This window comes from Pseudothermotoga sp. U03pept (assembly GCF_051235805.1).
In the GTDB taxonomy this organism is placed as follows: Bacteria; Thermotogota; Thermotogae; order Thermotogales; family DSM-5069; genus Pseudothermotoga_B.
Genome location: NZ_JBPNXV010000001.1, coordinates 1,791,536 through 1,807,368 on the forward strand (window position 1 = coordinate 1,791,536; position 15,833 = coordinate 1,807,368).

Annotated in this window: 16 protein-coding genes and 1 tRNA gene; 9 read left to right on the forward strand and 8 right to left on the reverse strand. The window is 44.0% G+C overall.

Features of this window, described 5'->3' with window-relative positions; translation table 11 throughout:
- Positions 1-2: 2 nt before the first annotated feature.
- Together ACSFC1_RS08760 and ACSFC1_RS08765 are read right to left on the reverse strand one after the other, a co-directional pair.
- On the reverse strand, positions 3-764 hold the full coding sequence (locus tag ACSFC1_RS08760) for an inositol monophosphatase family protein (protein WP_435565721.1): 762 nt from the start codon (positions 762-764) through the stop codon (positions 3-5).
- A 50-nt stretch (positions 765-814) separates the two neighbouring features.
- Positions 815-889: transfer RNA gene (locus ACSFC1_RS08765), tRNA-Val, on the reverse strand.
- Positions 890-1,200: 311 nt separating this feature from the next.
- Here ACSFC1_RS08765 and ACSFC1_RS08770 point away from each other — a divergent pair.
- The 8 genes from ACSFC1_RS08770 to ACSFC1_RS08805 all read left to right on the forward strand — a co-directional run bounded on the left by ACSFC1_RS08770 (position 1,201) and on the right by ACSFC1_RS08805 (position 9,307).
- Positions 1,201-2,172 carry an ABC transporter substrate-binding protein gene (locus tag ACSFC1_RS08770; protein ID WP_435565722.1) on the forward strand — a complete coding sequence of 324 codons (972 nt, stop codon included), beginning with the start codon at positions 1,201-1,203 and terminating at the stop codon, positions 2,170-2,172.
- Positions 2,169-3,131, forward strand: a complete 963-nt coding sequence (locus tag ACSFC1_RS08775) for an ABC transporter permease (RefSeq protein ID WP_435565723.1) — start codon at positions 2,169-2,171, stop codon at positions 3,129-3,131. The genes ACSFC1_RS08770 and ACSFC1_RS08775 overlap by 4 nt, the downstream gene beginning before the upstream one ends.
- Positions 3,128-3,877, forward strand: a complete 750-nt coding sequence (locus tag ACSFC1_RS08780; RefSeq protein WP_435565724.1) for an ATP-binding cassette domain-containing protein — start codon at positions 3,128-3,130, stop codon at positions 3,875-3,877. The genes ACSFC1_RS08775 and ACSFC1_RS08780 overlap by 4 nt, the downstream gene beginning before the upstream one ends.
- A gap of 11 nt (positions 3,878-3,888) precedes the next feature.
- Entirely contained in the window at positions 3,889-5,037 is a 1,149-nt protein-coding gene (gene lysA, locus ACSFC1_RS08785; RefSeq protein WP_435565725.1) for a diaminopimelate decarboxylase, read from the forward strand.
- A 205-nt stretch (positions 5,038-5,242) separates the two neighbouring features.
- Complete coding sequence (locus ACSFC1_RS08790; protein ID WP_435565726.1) at positions 5,243-6,781, forward strand: ABC transporter substrate-binding protein; 1,539 nt, start codon at positions 5,243-5,245, stop codon at positions 6,779-6,781.
- Between the two features lie 20 nt (positions 6,782-6,801).
- Positions 6,802-7,764, forward strand: a complete 963-nt coding sequence (locus ACSFC1_RS08795) for an ABC transporter permease (protein WP_435565727.1) — start codon at positions 6,802-6,804, stop codon at positions 7,762-7,764.
- The gene (locus ACSFC1_RS08800; protein ID WP_435565728.1) at positions 7,761-8,621 is read left to right on the forward strand and encodes an ABC transporter permease; all 861 of its coding nucleotides are present in this window, start codon (positions 7,761-7,763) and stop codon (positions 8,619-8,621) included. Before ACSFC1_RS08795 ends, ACSFC1_RS08800 begins: the two co-directional genes overlap by 4 nt.
- The gene (locus tag ACSFC1_RS08805) at positions 8,618-9,307 is read left to right on the forward strand and encodes a hypothetical protein (RefSeq protein WP_435565729.1); all 690 of its coding nucleotides are present in this window, start codon (positions 8,618-8,620) and stop codon (positions 9,305-9,307) included. Before ACSFC1_RS08800 ends, ACSFC1_RS08805 begins: the two co-directional genes overlap by 4 nt.
- Positions 9,308-9,311: 4 nt before the next feature.
- On the opposite strand, the gene ACSFC1_RS08810 is transcribed toward ACSFC1_RS08805, so the two are convergent.
- From ACSFC1_RS08810 to ACSFC1_RS08830, 5 genes are all read right to left on the reverse strand, one after another.
- A complete protein-coding gene (locus ACSFC1_RS08810; protein WP_435565730.1) occupies positions 9,312-9,632 on the reverse strand; it encodes a YbjQ family protein in 321 nt (106 codons plus the stop codon).
- 124 nt (positions 9,633-9,756) lie between these two features.
- The gene (locus tag ACSFC1_RS08815; protein ID WP_435565731.1) at positions 9,757-10,416 is read right to left on the reverse strand and encodes a GntR family transcriptional regulator; all 660 of its coding nucleotides are present in this window, start codon (positions 10,414-10,416) and stop codon (positions 9,757-9,759) included.
- 30 nt (positions 10,417-10,446) lie between these two features.
- Positions 10,447-11,949 carry a tripartite tricarboxylate transporter permease gene (locus tag ACSFC1_RS08820; RefSeq protein ID WP_435565732.1) on the reverse strand — a complete coding sequence of 501 codons (1,503 nt, stop codon included), beginning with the start codon at positions 11,947-11,949 and terminating at the stop codon, positions 10,447-10,449.
- 12 nt (positions 11,950-11,961) lie between these two features.
- Positions 11,962-12,414: a tripartite tricarboxylate transporter TctB family protein gene (locus ACSFC1_RS08825; RefSeq protein WP_435565733.1), complete on the reverse strand. Its 453-nt coding sequence runs from the start codon at positions 12,412-12,414 to the stop codon at positions 11,962-11,964.
- A 50-nt stretch (positions 12,415-12,464) separates the two neighbouring features.
- Positions 12,465-13,442: a Bug family tripartite tricarboxylate transporter substrate binding protein gene (locus tag ACSFC1_RS08830; protein WP_435565734.1), complete on the reverse strand. Its 978-nt coding sequence runs from the start codon at positions 13,440-13,442 to the stop codon at positions 12,465-12,467.
- Between the two features lie 143 nt (positions 13,443-13,585).
- Between ACSFC1_RS08830 and ACSFC1_RS08835 the strand changes: the two genes are divergently transcribed.
- Entirely contained in the window at positions 13,586-14,473 is an 888-nt protein-coding gene (locus ACSFC1_RS08835) for an isocitrate lyase/PEP mutase family protein (RefSeq protein ID WP_435565735.1), read from the forward strand.
- A gap of 32 nt (positions 14,474-14,505) precedes the next feature.
- Here the strand turns inward: ACSFC1_RS08835 and ACSFC1_RS08840 are convergent, their stop codons facing one another.
- Positions 14,506-15,828, reverse strand: a complete 1,323-nt coding sequence (locus ACSFC1_RS08840) for an alpha/beta hydrolase (RefSeq protein ID WP_435565736.1) — start codon at positions 15,826-15,828, stop codon at positions 14,506-14,508.
- Between the last annotated feature and the right edge of the window lie 5 nt (positions 15,829-15,833).

Below are 15,833 nucleotides of genomic sequence, written 5' to 3' on the forward strand. Positions count from 1 at the left end.
CGTCATTGGCTTCCCTTAATTTGACTCATTATCTCTATCAACTCGTTGTGAAGTAGTTTGTTACTGAACAGATAGTTACCGCTCTCGATAGTTGCCTGTTTTCCCTTGAGATCTGTAATGAAGCCTCCTGCTTCAGGAACTATGACGAACAGTGGTGCCACATCCCAAGGATTAGCCCTTTTCGCCACAAAAAAATCAAACCTTCCACAGGCAACATATGCGCCTGCTAATATAGCACTACCAGTCATTCTCATTCTTCTGACCTTCTTTTCAACTGCATCTATGAAAGGTCCTGTGAAACCAACGTAGAAGCCAACATTTCCTATACTGTCTTTGAGTTTTGGAGTCTTTGAAACGCTTATTCTCTCACCGTCGAGGTAAGCACCATTACCTTTTAACGCATAATAGGTCTCGTTCAACAGCGGATCGTGTGCAACGCCCAAGATCACGCTTTCTCTTTCAACATAGGCAATTCCCACAGCAAAAGACGGGAGCCCATGAACGTAGTTCATAGTACCATCTATTGGGTCTATGATCCACATCTTTTCGCCCTTTTCGAAAAGTCCTTCTTCTGCCAAGATCGCATCAGATGGAAAATGTTTTCTAATCTCCTGAACGATCATCTGTTGTGCATATCTGTCACAATCAGTAACAAGATCTTGAAAAGAGGTCTTCTCACTCACATTCAGTGCATTTCCCCAGTACTGCATTAAGTACAAACCGACCTTTCTGGCAAGTTTTATGGAAAAATCAAGTCTATCCATCATCTGTTCCTCCCCATGAAATAATAAGGGGTCCCTTGAGGACCCCTCTTTGGTGGGTGCGGCAGGGATTGAACCTACGGCCTCTTCCTCGTCAAGGAAGCGCTCTTCCACTGAGCTACGCACCCTCATTGTGAATTTTACCATACCAGCCACGCCAATGCAAGAGTTATTTTTCCCCTTGACACGCATGATGGTTCTCTGATATAATGTGGGTAATAAAATCTATCTGGAGGACCTTTGATGTTGAAGAAATTGGATTTTGATCAAAAGGTGGCGCAATTCGCATACGCTTATTGGTGGTTTAGGGGAATGCCCTCTTCCAAGGTTCCCCTAATACCACTTGGTACATAAACAGGGGAATCATAGGGTAAAGAGGAAGAGGGCATCCAAAAAGGATGCCCTCTTTTTTTAAAAACTCATTTTTGGGGGTGTTGGTATGAAAAGGTTAATAACCGCCGTGACTCTGGTTCTTTGTGTCATCACTCTTGGTGCAGTAAGAGTTGGTATCACGCAGATCGTAGACCATCCCGCGCTCAACGCCGTTTTTGATGGAATCGTTAAGGTCCTTGAAGATGCTGGATTCAAAGTTGGTCAAGATGTACTCATCGACAGACAGAACGCACAGGGAAGTATGCAGAATGCTGTGGCAATTGCTAAGAAGTTTGCAACAGAGAAGGTAGACATAGTGGTAGCGATCGCAACCCCATCGGCTCAAGCTTGCGTCCAAGCGATAACCGACAGACCGGTGATCTTCTCAGCTGTAACAGATCCAGTTGGAGCAGGATTGATCAAGCAGCTGGGTAAGAACACGACAAATGTGGTTGGCGTCTCTGACATGGTACCTGTGGCAACACAACTGAGGTTGATCAAGAAAATCTTTCCAAACGCCAAAAAAGTTGGCGTAATCTTCAACCCAGGAGAAGCTAACTCTGTCACTTTGAACAACATAGCCAAATCGGCTGCACCATCTCTCGAAATGACGATAGCGGAAATTCCAGGCACTTCTCCAAGCGAAATGATCACTGCTTTGAACAGTATTGGCCCAAGCGTGGATGTTCTATACATCGGTACCGATAACACAGCAGCTTCTTCGATAGAAGCGATCGGTAACGCGGCTCTGAGGTTGAAAAAACCCATCGTCGCTGCTGATATAGACATCGCGCGCGGTGGTGGAGTAGTCGGGTTTGGTTTCAATTACTTCCAAGTGGGTGTTGAAACCGGACAGCTCTTGGTGGAGCTCCTGAAAGGAGCAAAACCAAGCGATCTCGAATCACACGTAGTTGGACCAGATTCATTAGTCCTCTACATAAACCTCGATATAGCAAAACAACTTGGTGTGGAAATTCCAGCAGATCTCGTTGATAGAGCCGATATCGTTGTGAGAGACGGACAAGAGGTGGCAAAATGATTCCAGTGATTGAACAAGGATTATTGCTGGCTCTGGCCGCCATGGGTGTTTATATATCATTCCGCCTCGTTGATCTTCCTGATCTGACGCCCGACGGTTCCTATGTATTGGGAGGAGCCGTCGCGGTCGTCCTCCTTCATTCCGGCTATGGGTGGGGCTTTTCCACACTGATGGCTGCTCTTGCGGCTGGTGCAGCTGGTGCAGTTGTCGCATTCATAACTACGAGATTCAAAATCAACTCGCTCCTTGCATCTATCATGGTCATGACCGCATTGTACTCTTTGAGCATCAGAATAATGAATGCACCGAATTTACCAGTGCCGAGATTTGATACGGGTAAGATCACAAGTTATGAACAGATCGTTGGCAAGACTCCTCTGGATGACCTGCTCGGCGATGTGGGGCAAACAACCTTTGAAGCCTCAGGAATGCGTGCAGTGAAGATACCTTTTACAAACACAGCAGATGGCCATGATCTGATCCTCATTGCCGCAGTTGTAAGTTTTGCCGCATTGTTGGTATGGCTTTTCTTGAGAACGGAATTCGGCACAATGCTTAGAGGCTATGGAAGAAATCGTTTTGCGGTGAGAGTCTTGGGTGTTAATCCAAATCTGTTCGCCTACACAGGCTTGATCTTGTGCAACGTTTTTGCTGGGCTGTCTGGAGCCTTGTTTTCAATGTACAGTGGCTTTGCCGATGTGAATATGGGCATAGGCACCGTTGTGATCTGCCTTGCCTCGGTGATACTCGGTGAAATAATCTTCGGAAGATTTGAGCTGATGTACGGTGTGATCTTTCCAATAATAGGTGCTCTCGTTTATCAGTTCTTACTCACCTTTGCTATGAAGTATGGTTACCGAATTGGTTTCAAGCCGAGTGATATGAAGCTCTTAACAGCACTCTTTGTAGTTGCAGTGATCGCAGCCAGAAGATTCAAGAAAAGCGAGGTGCCAGTATGATAGAGATCGACAGTGTCACCGTAATCTACAACAAAGGGAGCTTAGACGAGAAAGTAGCCTTGAGAGATCTAACATTACGAATCAACGAAGGTGAATTTGCTGTCATCGTTGGTTCAAATGGCGCTGGTAAATCGACTTTGCTGAAATTGCTCGTAGGCGAGGTGAAACCAGTCGAAGGAAGTTGTAAGCTCTTTGGCTGTGAGATCAAATCAGAAAAGGTCTTCAAAAGGACAAGTATAGTCTGTCAAGATCCCAATCAAGGTGTCTTTCCAAACCTTTCTATTGAAGAAAATCTCATGTTGGCTCGAAAAAAGGGTTTGAGAGGACTGAGTTTTGGTAGAGTTGATAAGAAAAGTCTTGAACTATTAGCTTCAACTTGTATGGGGCTCGAAAGAGATTTGAAAAGAAAGGCTTCAAAGCTCTCCGGTGGCCAAAAGCAGGCTCTCGCAATTGTCATGGCAGTTTCTTCCGACCCAAGACTTCTTCTGTTAGATGAACACACCGCGGCTCTCGATCCAAAGAGTACCGAAAGGATAATGGATCTAACCGAAAGAATAAACAAACAGATGGGTACGACTATCATCATGATAACGCATGACATGACCTTGGCTGAACAATTTGGCAGCACCATCATAGTCATGGAAGACGGAAAAATTGTCACAAAAATCGATAAATCGCAACAAAAAGTTGCCGCTTCCCAACTCAAAGCGATGATAAGATCTACAGTGTTCACACCCACATCTTAGGAGGAGTGAGCATGGAAAATCATCTGCTCGTTGAAGCAGCAAATGCTTTTGGTACACCAATATACGTTTATGATCTGCCCTTCATCGCACAAAGAGTCGAGACGGTTCAAAGTTTCTTCGAAGACTTCGATTTCCGATTGGCTTATGCAATGAAGGCGAATTTCAACAAAGATCTCTTATCTCTTCTGAACAAATTGGGTACAATGGTCGATGTCGTTTCCTTCGGTGAATACCTTCAGGCACTCTCAGTCGGTTTCAGCCCAGAAAGAATAATCGTGAATGGAAATTGTAAGAAGGAATCTGAACTCGAGAGATACGTGAAAGACGGTGTTTATTCGATTAATCTCGACAGCTATGAAGAACTGCTGAGACTTGAGAAGATAGCCTCAAGACAGGTGAGAGTCTCAATAAGAGTTAATCCAGATGTAGATCCGAAAACTCATCCTCATATTGCAACAGGTTTGAAAGAAAACAAATTTGGTGTTGATTTCGATACCGCACATGAGATGATCAAACGAATTAATTCTAACAAGAATCTCGAACTGATAGGACTACATTGTCACATTGGGTCACAGATCACGGAGGTAGAGCCTTATCTTGAGGCTGTGGTTTCGATCAAGTATTTTGCGAAGTCGGTGGGCTTGAACTTTGAAGTTCTCAACCTCGGTGGTGGCTGGGGCATTGATTACGGCAACGGTAAAGCGATGAGCTTACAGGAGTACAGAGAGAAGATATTCCCCATTTTGAAAGAGCTCAACAGTAAGATCGTATTAGAGCTTGGTAGATGGATCGTGGCGCCTGCTGCCTATTTGGTTTCAAAGGTTGAATACGTCAAAAGGACACCTTTTAAGACCTTCGTCATGCTCGATACAGGAATGAACCATCTCATAAGGCCTGCCCTGTACGGTGCAAAACACAAGATCCTACCTCTTTATGAAACAAAAGGAAGAGAAAAAATAAAAGCCGATGTCGTTGGACCAATCTGTGAAAGTGCAGACACCTTCAGAAAGTCCTACACAATGCCAAGACCAAGGGAAGGAGAGTTGGTAGTCATCTGCGATGTCGGTGCCTATGGGTACGCGATGGCTTCCGACTACAACCTAATGCCAAAACCAAAAGAAATCATCTGGGACGGCTCAAAGCTTTTCACATCTTCTTGAACATCGCTGAGGGTTTTCTCATAAACAGTTCATACCCATAACTTCGAATGAAAAGTGCTTCGCAAAGGCTAAGGTGAAAGTTGTACACCTTGGAAAGATCATTGGCATAATGATCATACAGAGATATTCTTCCCCGAATGACAAGTTCTGGATCTCCTATGCAGGTTAGTGATATAATTTCCAAATAAGCTGGGGAGGTGTTGATATGGTGAAAAGAGTCTCTCTGATTATCTCTATTCTTGTCCTTTGTATAAGCATCTTTGGATCTTATCTGAATGTCGCTGTTCTTGGAGATGTCAGATCTTTGAACCCATTCTTGGTCAAATCATCTGCTGAAAGAATCGTAGTTGGCTATTTGTACGAAACGCTTTTAGGCGAACAGAATGGAAAGATAATTGGCACTCTTGCGTCAGACTGGGCAGTCGATTTCTCTTCCAACAGTTTAACCTTCAAGATAGCAGACAGAAAATTCCACGATGGAAAAGTCGTAACTGCAGATGACGTTGTCTTTTCCTTCAAATACATTCTGGAGAAAAGACTTCCCTTGGGACCCATCTTGGCATATCTCGTTGGTGCGGAGAAGGTAGATGAAAAAACTGTCAAACTGACCTTTCGAATGATGAATACCTCAATGCTTTCCTTTGCCCCAATGGCTATACCTATCATTCCGAAGGAAACCTGGGAAAAGATCCAGGCACCTATGGAGTTCCCAAACATAGAGAAACCAGTTGGAAGTGGTCCTTTGGCTTTTGACAAACTCTCACCACAGACGGTCACACTCAGATTTTTCAAAGACCATCCAAACGCATCTGCAAAACTTGATGGAATCATCTTCCATACCGTACAAGACGAAACTATGGGCTTTCTTGGACTTGTGAAAGGTGATTATGATTATCTGTACTGGGATTTAGATCCTGCACTTGCAAAACAAGTCTTGGATAATCCTTCAAAATACCCAAATCTCAGAATAGCCTTGACTGACGGTGGGTCGGTGAACGTAATCTTGTTCAATCACAGAAAGGCACCAATGGACGATGTAAATTTCAGAAAAGCCGTTCTCTATGCCATAAATTACAAAGAAATCATCGACAAAGTTTACATGAACTTCGCCCAACCCGCATCAGTTGGTTTGCTGCCAAAGTCTCTGAAAGAACTCTTTCTTGATTCCGTCGGAGTTGTTTCCCAAGATGTACAACTTGCAAAGCAGTTCTTGAGCAACTCGAAATATGGAAAAGAAACATTAAAGATGTTGGTCAGTACAGACAAGCAAGCTATGGAAATGGCCGAATACATAAAAATGTATCTGAAAAACCTCGGCATAAATGTAGAAATAGACGCCCAGGGACCTGAAGGTTTGACAACGAAATTGAAAAAGGCCGACTTTGATCTTGCCCTGTATTCTTACAATCTGGGTAGTCATCCAGAGATGATTTTCTATCACCTGCACTCTTCAAGAGGCACGATTAAGGACGGACAAGTAACCGGTTTCAATTACGGTGGAATCAACATGAAAGAGCTCGATAGTGCCTTAGAATCAATATGGATGGCTTTCGGTGATGAAGAACGCGTTCAGGCCTTTAGGAATCTTCAAAAGCTCGTCGGAGAGATTGTTCCTGTTGTGCCGTTGTTGATACCTGCCAACGTAGAGGCTTATAGCGTCAAGAACTTCTCTGGATGGGTAGTATCAGAAAGTGAAGGTGTGATGAACACAGAGACCTTGAAAAACCTTACACCAGTGAAATGATTTGATAGGAGTGCTCGCAGGTGAGTTTTCCTTACCTTGTGAAGAGAATTATCCAAATGGTTTTAACAATCTTCTTAGCTTTGACACTCAGCTTTGTCTTGATCAGAGCTCTGCCGGGTAATCCGGCAGAGCGTTTTTACGGAGATCCAAGAATACCCGAAGAAGTTAAGGAACAAATAAAAGCTGCCTTTGGTTTGGACAAACCAGTTTGGATGCAGTATCTGCATTTCTTGAAGCAGTTTGCAAAGGGAGACCTTGGTGTTTCTTACACATACAACAGGAGTGTCACGGGCGTTGTTCTTGAGAGATTACCTTGGACTCTTTTTCTGACAGCGGTTCCAACTGTTGTGAGTATGGTAGCTGCGCTGAAGATAGGAGTCTACATCGGTTGCAAGCGTGGAAAACTTGCCGACAAACTCATAAGTTGCGTGGCATTTGCTCTGCATTCAGTCCCTACCTTTTGGTTTGCACTGCTGCTGGTTCTGTTTTTCTCTTTCAAGGTCGGCTTATTCCCGTTGCAAGGCATGTTCGATCCAAAAACCGAGGGGTTTGCCAAATTCCTGAGCTTGATACACCATGTCTTTCTCGGATGGCTAACGCTATTTTTAGTCAACACGCCAAGTTTTGCTGTGTATGTGAGAAACATGGTTGTATCGATCTTAGGTGAGGAGTTCATAATCACAGCTCGAGCAAAGGGTTTGCTCGAGAGAGAAATCAGAAAGAGGCATATTTTGAGAAATGCACTCGGTCCACTTTTCTCGATGTTAACTCTGAGAATAGCTGGGATGTTGGGAGGGGCTGTTTTGATCGAAACTATCTTCTCGTGGAAAGGCATGGGGCTCTTGGTCTTAGAAGCATCGAGAAACTCTGACTATCCACTGTTACAGGCAACGGTGATGATAACGATCGTTTCGGTAATACTGGCGAACTTCTTTGCCGATTTGCTCCAAACACTCTTTGATCCGCGGGTGAGATTCGAATGAAAAGATACAGTTTTTTAAAGCATCTGTGGTATTCCTCTCAGGGTAAATTCGGAATAATCACTCTGAGCCTATTGGTAATCATGGCAGTCTTTGCTCCGCTGATTGCACCTTTTGATCCTTACGACATCACACAACGTGGTCTGAGACTACAACCCCCATCATGGAAGCACCTTTTTGGAACAGATTGGTATGGCACAGATATCTTCAGCCAAATCGTCTACGGATCAAGAATTTCTCTCATAATCGGTGGGGCAACTGCATTAGGTGTAACCGTCATAGGTGGCCTTTTAGGCGTGATCGCGGGAGCCTATGGTAGAGGAATTGATACCCTACTGATGAGAATCGTTGACTTCGTAATGGTTCTGCCTGGACTTCCTATCATGATCATGATACTCACATATGTTGGAAACAGTTTTTACGTTCTCATCATGGTGCTCGTTCTCTTCGGTTGGGCTGGAATTTCAAGGGTTGTGAGGGCTGTCGTCCTTTCTGAGAAGAAGCGAGGCTATGTAGAGGCTGCGATCTGCGCCGGCGCGACAAAATGGTACTTGATCAAAAAACATCTGTTGCCAGCTACATATCCTGTGTTGGTTGTTAACACCGCTTTTACTGCTGCTGGCTCTATGTTGGCAGAGGCTGGATTGTCATTTCTTGGTTTTGGAGATCCAAGAGTGATCTCTTGGGGAAAGATACTCAACAATGCAAGAACTTCTAATGCACTGGTCTTGGGTGCCTGGTGGTGGATAATCTTTCCAGGTTTGGCGATATTCTTAGCTTCTTTTTCTGTGATGTCGCTCGGTGTGGCTGCAGAAAAGTTGCTCAACCCGAAATTGAGAGACAGGAGGGAAGAGGTATGATGATCAGCAATGAAACGATCACCCTTAATCTGAAAGGGAAGGAAAAAATCTACAAAGTTCAGCAGATGCCAAAAGATTTTTTTGACTGGCAGATTGAAAATCGTTTGAAGAGCTTAAAGATCTTCTTAGGTTTGGAAAAAGGTATGCCGAACTTTTCTCCTCACAGTGTTGTCATGTCTACCATTTCAGAGAGTGAGGAATTTCCAATAAACAGCTGTATCAAAGGCTTAGGACTGGTGCCAAAGGACGAGCACCTTGAAAGACTTGCAGAAGAAGCTCTAAGATTGATCGATCTTGCCAAGGAAAAAGGCACAAAGGAAACAATGAAAGAGAGAATAGAATTTCTGCTGAATCTGTACAGTAAGCCTGAGATTTTCAATAAGAATATCCTATCCAGCATCGAGATATACTACAAAAAAACATACACCAATGTACTGAAGAACCCCACTGCCAACCTGCTCTTTTATGACAACAATAGCGGCTACAGCATCATGTTCAATTCAGTGGTTGAACTCGTTCCTCGCAACACTGCATACCATAGGTATGTCACAGCAATTCACGATCTTTTCCACGTACCAAAAGATCCCAATATCAAACCAGATCGGTTTGAGTACGCATACAGATTCTGGCTCGTGGAAGCCTTTGACAAGACTCCAGGACCACGGGCAAGCCAGAGAATCTTTTAGCAGCTCAAAGTTTTCTGATCTTTACCGCCGTTCCAAAGGCGAGCACTTCGGCAGCCGATTGCATGATAGATGAGCTTCCAAACCGCACACAGACAATTGCATCGGCGCCGAGTTTTTCAGCTTCTGAAATCATGCGCTGCATCGCGATATTCCTGGCTTCAGTCAGCAACTCTGTGTAAGATTTGATCTCACCACCGGCAAGGGTCTTGAAGGCTGCAGCTATATCTTTTCCAAGGTGTTTCGAGTGAACGGTATTGCCCATCACAAGACCAAGTGTTTCAACAATTTCATAACCCTCGATCTTTTCAGTCGTCGTGAGTATCATTTGAACACCTCCACTAAAAGTGATTATACTCGGTCGATAAAAAAAATCTGGTCTTTACACCAGATTTGCTCTGAAAAAATAGAATTCAGATGAAGAAAATCAGCACCATTTCTATAGACGGAGTTTAGAGCAATCCTTCGTTCACTCTTTTCAAAAGCACATTCATAACACTCTGAGTGTGCTCTTCGATTCTCCTCTCAGCTTCTTGTACATCTTTTTGTTCAACAGCTCTGAATATGCTCATATGTTCTTGACACGATTGACTAATTCTCCCTGGATAAGACAGTGAAAGAACTCTGACCCGGTACAGTTTTTCGCCCAGTTCTGCCATCATTCTGCAAAGTTCTTCGTTACCAGAGCCTTTCACAATTGCCGCGTGAAACTGTGAATTGAGTTTTATCATCTCTTCCAAAGAACCGGTCTTCGATGCCGCTTGCATCTTCTCTATTATCTGATTGAGAGACACAAAATCTTGCTCTTTTGCCCTTTCAATGAAAAGTTTAACGGCAAGCTTTTCAAGGTACATCCTTAACAGTAAAAGATCTTCTATCTCTCTTCGATCCCACTTTTTCACGGTGAAACCCTTGTGCGGTTCAACTCGCAGTAAACCTCGTGCCGCAAGATAGTGCAAAGCTTCTCTCACAGGCGTTACACTCACACCAAGATTCTTCGCCAACGAATCGATCACAATTCGTTCTCCTGGTGCATAATGACCTTTTAGTATGTATTCCTTGACCTTCTCTATGATTTCTTCTCTGAGCGATCTTTTCTCTATTGTTCTCATCGCAGACCTCCTGCTAATTTTTATTATACCTTAATTAGAGGTTCTCCTTCTCTTGAGTGCTGCCGAGATCATAGGATAGAACAAAGACAAAACAGCAAGTATGAGTAATGCTATAGAAATTCCAGATTTGAAGAATATGAAGAAATCTCCTTGAGAAAGCATCAGAGATTGCCTGAAGGATTGTTCGAATTTTCTCCCTACAACACTTGCAAGTATCAGTGGGGCAGTTGGTATCTCGAGTTTTCTCATTGCATAACCCAAAAGACCAAAAAGTATAAGTAGATAGAAATCAACTGCGCTCAGGTTGATTGCATAGACACCAATAAAGCAAAGGGCTGTTATCAACGGATAGAGTATCTTTGGTGGAACGGCTAAGACTCTGACAAGCAAACCAGCCAAAGGTAAGTTGATAATCGCACAGACTACGTTCCCAACGAACAAACTCGCTACGATGCCCCAGCCTATTTCTGGATAATGTTCAAAGAGCAATGGCCCAGGTTGTAATCCATACATTATGAGTGCACCGAGCATCACTGCGGCAGTGCCAGAACCAGGTATCCCGAGCGTAAAGGTTGGCAAGATTGCACCAATAGAACAAGCGTTGTTTGCTGCTTCAGGTGCTGCAAGCCCCTCGATGGCACCTTTGCCGAATCTCTCTGGTTCTTTGGAAAGCTTTTTCTCTGTATTGTACGACATCAACGCCGCTATCGTCCCACCTGCACCTGGCAGAATACCTATGAAAAATCCTATTGGTGTGGCACGCAGTATTGGCAGCAAAGATCTTTTCCATTGTTCTTTACTGATCCAGATGCGACCGAACTTCCGCTTGATTGGCTGAATGGCATTCTTAATCTTTATTTTCTCCAGATTCTTGAAGACCTCTCCCAAACCGTATATGCCGATTATCACCACCACGAAATCTATACCACCCTGTAATTCCATCACGTTGAAGGTGAATCTTGATACGCCTGATTGAGGATCCAGCCCCACTATAGAGATCATCAAGCCTATTAGCATTGACAGCAAACCTTTCAAAAGTTTTCCTTCAGACATCGATGCAGTGGCAGTCAATGCCAGGACCATCAGTGCAAAATACTCTGGTGGTCCAAAGATCAATGCGATCTTTGCAAGTGGCAATGCCAGTGCCACAAAGGCTATCGATGAGATTAAACCACCTATGAACGAAGCTATTGCAGATATTGCAAGTGCTGCTTCTGCTTCTCCATTGAGAGTCATAGGATAGCCGTCAAAGCAAGAAGCAACTGCAGAGCCATCGCCAGGAATGTTCAGAAGAATAGAACTGCGTGAACCACCAAACATAGCTCCATAGAAAATTGCACACATCGTTATCAAAGCAGTTTCTGGTTTCATAACAAAGGTCAGCGGTAAGAGTAAAGCTATACCTGTAGCAGGTCCAAGGCCTGGTAACATACCGATAACAGTACCAAGAAAACCACCTAAACTAATCCAGAAAAGATTCACCGGTTGAAGAACAACTTGAAATCCCTGCATTAAATATTCCAGAGTGCTCACGACTAACCACTCCTATGGAAGACTTATCAAGAATACCTTTTCAAACAAATACCAAACCCCTACTGTGTACAAAAGGGCTATGGAAAGGTTTGCAATCCACCTTCGAGGTCCGTTCAGCATGAAAAGAAAAACCGTGAGAAAGATAAGGGTTGATGCAATAAAACCTGTCAAATCAAACAAGATAGCGTACGCTACGCATAGAATCACTCCAAAGAAAACATAAAGATATTGCTTTGATTTTTTAGTAACCTCTTCTCCGTGTGCAGAAACCTTTTCGTGTCCCTTACTTTGAAACAACATGATCAAGCCAATCACGATCGTTAGAATCCCAAATCCCAGCGGAAAGTAAAGTGGACCCATGGGGTTTCCAACAGGGGCTCTTGGAAGATTCAATGTAGTAACGACATAGATTATTCCAAAGGCAAGTACTACCACTGCAAGCCATCTGTCCTTTTTCTTTTCCATCTTTAACCCCTCCGTGAAGAACCTGTGGGGGGAAGCCCCCACAGAACTGCTCATTCTCCTTTGTACATTCCAAGTTCCTTTAAGACAACCTTGTAATCTTCGTTAACCTTTGCAAGGTATTTAGCGAAATCCTCTCCTGGCACGAATGCCTTAGTCCAGTTGTACTTTTCTACCATTTTATCCCACTGTGGTGTCTGGACCATCTTGCCAAGGATATCTACCCAGTAATCCAAAGCGTAAGGCGGCATTTCAGGTACTCCAAAAAGACCACGCCAGTTGACAAACTCTGCATCGATACCCTCTTCTTTCAATGTGGGAACATTCGCCAAGATTCCACCAACCCTTTGCGGGGCTGTTACAGCCAACACCTTTACCGCACCTGTCTGAAGGGCTGTAGTGACTTCGGCAAGACCTGTCGAAAGCACGTCTATGTGTCCACCCAAGAGTGCCGCCATGTGTTCACCTTCTTGGAAAGAAACATAAGTGATATCCTTCAAGTTGTTTACTCCTGCAGCTTTTGCGGCGATGAGAAATTGAATGTGATCCATCGATCCAAATGCCGATATCCCACCAACCCTGACGCTCTTGGGGTCCTTCTTCAAGGCTTCCATAACCTCGGCTATGCTGTTGTACTTCGATTTCTTAGAAACTGCAAAGGCTCCGTAGTCATGTATCAACATCGCTATAGGTGTCAGGTTCTTGTAAGAATACTGAGTCTGTCCTGTCAAGTTAATCAGCAGCAAAGGTGGTGAGAAGACTATGATATTGTACGGATCGCCCTTCTTTGTTTGCATATGAGCAAGAGCCACTCCGCCACCGCCACCAGGCATGTTGTTGACAACGATTGGTTGAGTAACAAGACCTGTTTCCTTGAGTACCTGAGCCACTGTCCTGATAGTCGTATCCCATCCGCCACCTGGTCCCGCCGGCGCAATGAAGTTCAGAGGCTTGGATGGATAAGTTTCTGCAAAGACCACTGCTGATAACAACACAGTCGCAAGAAGACAGACCAACAACCTTGCTTTCATCTTCACCCCTCCTCAAAAGTGATGGTTTTCCCTCGTTGACCCCTTACAAAATATATGATATCATATATCACATAGTATAGTATAATGTGTCGTGTGGTAAAAAGTCAAGTTCAAAAAAGAGATTCAAAGGGAGGAGTAGGAGAATGGCTGAGTGGAAGGCAGTTCAAAGATCAAAAAAACTCAGAGAGTACCTAACTCATGAGGGAAAACTCACCTTCAGAGTCTGTGCCTATGATGCACTTTCAGCTGTGCTCATTCAAAAGACTGGTTTTGAAGTTGTCGGGACAACTGGTTACGGTATCTCTGCTTCGTTGATCGGTCAACCTGATATAGGTTTAATTGGTTTTGGAGAAATGCTCGAAAGGGTACGAACAATCGTCAACGCGACGGAATTACCAGTCGATGCAGATATAGACACAGGCTATGGCAATGCACTTAACGTATATTGGACGGTGAAGAACTTTGCAAAGATAGGTGTTGCTGGTGTGAGGCTTGAAGATCAAGTCTGGCCCAAAAGATGTGGTCACATGGAAGGCAAGAGTATCATCTCAACAGAAGAGATGGTCACCAAGATAAAGGCGGCTGTGGATGCAAGAAAGGACGACAACCCAGAACTTGTGATAGGCGCCCGAACAGACGCAAGATCAGTCGCAGGCTTTGAAGAAGTTCTTTCCAGAGCAAAGGCATACGCTGAGGCTGGTGCAGATTACATCTACGTTGAGGCACCCCAATCGATAGAAGAAATCGAAAAGTTGGTCAAAGAAGTCGAAAAACCAATCTCCTTTAACATCATTCCGGGGGGCAAGACACCGATCTTTGACTTTGATCAGTTAATTCAAGCTGGCATCAAATACCTTTCAATACCCATGGTGTGCCTCTATCCGGCAACTAAGGCAATGATCGAGGCTCTGAAGGCACTGAAAGAAAATGATTTCAATAAAGTCGCACAACTTGGCGTGAGTTGGTCAGAGTTCAACGATCTTGTTGGCTACAAAGAGTGGCGTGAGCTTGAATCAAGATACTCAAAATAAAGGAGGACTTTCGTCCTCCTTATCTTTTGTTTTCAAAATTGCCTTTGAATCTTCTCTATCCACTTTGATATATCTTTAATGACCTGCTCAGAGAGATTTGAAGGTTGCTCATACTCGTATGGTGTCGAAGGACCGCTGCCAGTTATAAAGAGATGATTCAGATCTGGATAGAGTTTGAAAGTAACGTTATCTTTCTCTTTGAGAGCTTCCTGCCACATCTGAAAATCTTCGAGTGTGACTTGGTAATCTCGAGCTCCTTGCAGTAAGATAATTGGTATCTTCAAGGACTTTGCCGTTTCCAGCGGGTCATATTCAAGCAGATCTTCCCAGTAAGCCTTGGATGCACCCAGTATTATTTCTGATTCTTTCACTTTGCGGTCTTGAATGCGCTCTATTTCTTGTTTTAGTTCCTGTATTTGTTTTGCTTCTTCTTCATCTATCTTGCCATCTAACGAGAAGAGGTACTCGTATTGTTTCAATGCATTCACAATGTACAATCCTCTTGAGGCTGGAGCAAGAAGAATAACGCCAGCGACACTGTTTGTTTGTTCAGCTATCCTGGGAGCAACTGTACCACCAAGACTGTGTCCTAAAAGAAAGATCTTGCCTTTGTCGATTTTCTCGAAGGTTCCCGCCAGTTCTATTGCCGCAAGTGCATCATCTATGACCTCTTCTTTGATCGTGAGGCTCTTGACCATCTCTGAGTATTGCTGAGCATAGACCTTCGTTCGTTTGTCGTACCTGAGTACAGCTATACCTTTGCTTGCAAGTCCCCAAGCAAGATCTCTGAAAGGCTTGTTTCCACCTACTGTTTCGTCTCTGTCATTTGGACCAGATCCGTGTACCAGTACGACAATTGGAAATGGTCCATCACCCTTCGGAAGCGTCAACGTGGCTGGCAATTGCCATTTATCGCTGCCGACGGTGCACTCAATCTCTGTAAAACTCTCTGTGTTTGCATAATCTGGAACTCTGTAGGATCTTTCTTCGGTGTACGGCAGAAACTGCAGTCCTGCAACCTTCATTTCTTTGTCAAAAACGATCCTTGCATCCAGCGTCATTTTTTCGAATTCGCAACCCACGTAAGCAATCTGATAACCCTGTTCAGTTGTGCTTTTCACCCTCTTGATTTGTTTTAGCATACCTACCTGCTGCGTTAACTTTTCCCAGAAAGATTCCAATGTGAGTCCTGTCTGAGTCAGAGCATTGAGCAGCACTTGAGCCGACATCGATTGAGCACCTTCAAAGTTCTTTGTAGAAAGAAAGTGAATGAATCTTTGTCCTTCAGCTTCAACATTCGAAGCAAAGAAGGTTGTTGAGCTTGCGATCAAGAAAATCAAAAACAGCTTCTTCACAGAGT

What these genes read in the sequence shown, in the direction of transcription:
- ACSFC1_RS08760 (WP_435565721.1), bottom strand. Translation starts at nt 764, where the DNA reads ATGGATAGACTTGATTTTTCCATAAAACTTGCCAGAAAGGTCGGTTTG.
- ACSFC1_RS08770 (WP_435565722.1), top strand. Translation starts at nt 1,201, where the DNA reads ATGAAAAGGTTAATAACCGCCGTGACTCTGGTTCTTTGTGTCATCACT.
- ACSFC1_RS08775 (WP_435565723.1), top strand. Translation starts at nt 2,169, where the DNA reads ATGATTCCAGTGATTGAACAAGGATTATTGCTGGCTCTGGCCGCCATG.
- ACSFC1_RS08780 (WP_435565724.1), top strand. Translation starts at nt 3,128, where the DNA reads ATGATAGAGATCGACAGTGTCACCGTAATCTACAACAAAGGGAGCTTA.
- lysA (WP_435565725.1), top strand. Translation starts at nt 3,889, where the DNA reads ATGGAAAATCATCTGCTCGTTGAAGCAGCAAATGCTTTTGGTACACCA.
- ACSFC1_RS08790 (WP_435565726.1), top strand. Translation starts at nt 5,243, where the DNA reads ATGGTGAAAAGAGTCTCTCTGATTATCTCTATTCTTGTCCTTTGTATA.
- ACSFC1_RS08800 (WP_435565728.1), top strand. Translation starts at nt 7,761, where the DNA reads ATGAAAAGATACAGTTTTTTAAAGCATCTGTGGTATTCCTCTCAGGGT.
- ACSFC1_RS08805 (WP_435565729.1), top strand. Translation starts at nt 8,618, where the DNA reads ATGATGATCAGCAATGAAACGATCACCCTTAATCTGAAAGGGAAGGAA.
- ACSFC1_RS08810 (WP_435565730.1), bottom strand. Translation starts at nt 9,632, where the DNA reads ATGATACTCACGACGACTGAAAAGATCGAGGGTTATGAAATTGTTGAA.
- ACSFC1_RS08815 (WP_435565731.1), bottom strand. Translation starts at nt 10,416, where the DNA reads ATGAGAACAATAGAGAAAAGATCGCTCAGAGAAGAAATCATAGAGAAG.
- ACSFC1_RS08825 (WP_435565733.1), bottom strand. Translation starts at nt 12,414, where the DNA reads ATGGAAAAGAAAAAGGACAGATGGCTTGCAGTGGTAGTACTTGCCTTT.
- ACSFC1_RS08830 (WP_435565734.1), bottom strand. Translation starts at nt 13,442, where the DNA reads ATGAAAGCAAGGTTGTTGGTCTGTCTTCTTGCGACTGTGTTGTTATCA.
- ACSFC1_RS08835 (WP_435565735.1), top strand. Translation starts at nt 13,586, where the DNA reads ATGGCTGAGTGGAAGGCAGTTCAAAGATCAAAAAAACTCAGAGAGTAC.